Genomic DNA, 1766 nt, shown 5'->3' on the forward strand with positions numbered 1-1766 from the left:
GCGCCTGCGAGACATCGAAAGCCAAGCCCTTGGCTTGGTCTACCAGCTGTTCGGTCCGGGCCAGCGTCTCGCGCAACCGATTCACCGAGTCAAAATCCAGCTCCTGCAGGTTGCGCGCCTGGTTGATCAACATCTGTGCTTCGTTCTGCAGCTGCCGCACCTGGTTCTCGATCTGAGTCAGGGTGCGCGTAGCGGTCAGCGTGTTCTGCACAAAGTTCGACGGATCGAACACCGCCATCTGCGCCTGCGCTGGCAGCGCCAACGCCAGCCCGATGGCCGTCGCCAGGCCAGTGGCCCGAAAAGCCTTGTTGTTCACGACACTTACTCCTGTTGGGGTGGAAAGTTCTTCAGCAGGTTGGCGGCCCAATCGACCCCCTGCTGGCGCAGCCATGTACTGAGGAAGCCCTCTTCCCCTGACTGCGCCAGCACCGCGTCAATCGATCGCTGTTGCTCTGGCGTGGATGCGCCTGCAAAGGCCAGCGCTATCGGTCCCAAGTCCAGGTCAAACAGCCGATTGCCCAGCCGGGACTGGTAGTAGTAATCGCGCTTGGGTTGGGCTTGAGCGATGAGTTCGATCTGGCGGGCGTTGAGCCCCATGCCCTGGTAGATGCTGCGGATCCCCGGCTCCAAGGCTTGCGGGTTGGGCAGCAACAATCGACTGGGGCAGCTCTCGATAATGGCCGGAGCGATCACCGAGTCGCGCACATCGGCCAGCGACTGGGTGGAGAACACGACCGAGACATTCTTCTTGCGCAGGGTCTTGAGCCACTGGCGGATGCGGGCGGCAAAGACCGCGTCGTCCAGGAACAGCCAGGCCTCATCGAGCAGCAACAACGTGGGAGCGCCATCGAATCGCGCTTCCAGATGGGTGAAGAGATAGCGCAGAACCGCCAATGTGGCTGCCTTGCTGTGCATCAGCTCTTCCATCTCGAAACACTGCACATCCGCAGACCCCAATCGGTCGTGATCGGCATCCAGCAGACGGCCCTGCGCACCGCCGAGCACATAGGGCTGCAGCGCTTGGCGCAATGAATTGGATTGCAGCAGTACGGACAGCCCGGTCAGCGTGCGTTGCTCGACAGGCGCTGCAGCGAGATTGTTCAGGGCAGACCAGATCGCGTCCTTCTCACCCGGTCCAACCGAGAGGCCTTCGTGGATAAGACATCCTTCGATCCACTCGGCTGCCCAGCTTCGGTGTCCGGCTTGGTCGATCCGTGCCAAGGGCTGGAACGCCATCGACCCGTCCGAACCCAGATCGATGTGTTCTCCACCCAACCCCAGGATCGTGGCGCGAAGCGAGCGCCCCATGTCGAATGCAAAGATTCGTGAGTGCCGATAGCGGCGGAACTGCAGTGCGATCAGCGCCAGCAGTACCGACTTGCCCGCGCCGGTCGGTCCCACCACCATCGTGTGCCCCACATCGCCCACGTGTGTAACCAACCGGAATGGTGTTGCGCCTTCGGTACGGGTCACGATCAAAGGAAGCGCATCGAAGTGTTCGTTACGCTCAGGCCCGGACCACACCGCCGAGAACGGCATCAGGTGGGCCAGGTTCAAGGTAGAGACCAGCGCCTGGCGCACATTGGCGTAGGCGTGTCCGGGAATCGAGGCCAGCCAGCCTTCCACCGCATTGAGCGTCTCGGCCACGGCAATGAAACCCTTGCCCTGCACGACGCGCTCAACTGCCTTGCGCTGCTCCTCCACCGCATCCACGTCGACGTCGCTGACCACGACCGTGGCGGTGACATAGCCGAAGGCCACTGCAT

1 protein-coding gene and 1 pseudogene are annotated in these 1766 nt (G+C 62.2%); both read right to left on the reverse strand.

Annotated elements, in window-relative coordinates:
* A pseudogene (locus ACREB4_RS21215) lies at positions 1-286 on the reverse strand (P-type conjugative transfer protein TrbJ); the annotation flags it as partial.
* Between the two features lie 35 nt (positions 287-321).
* A partial coding sequence (locus tag ACREB4_RS21220) for a helicase HerA-like domain-containing protein (protein ID WP_431590226.1) occupies positions 322-1766 on the reverse strand: 1445 nt, incomplete at its 5' end.

Origin of the sequence: Aquabacterium sp. (assembly GCF_050725395.1) — a bacterium.
Taxonomy (GTDB): domain Bacteria; phylum Pseudomonadota; class Gammaproteobacteria; order Burkholderiales; family Burkholderiaceae_C; genus Aquabacterium.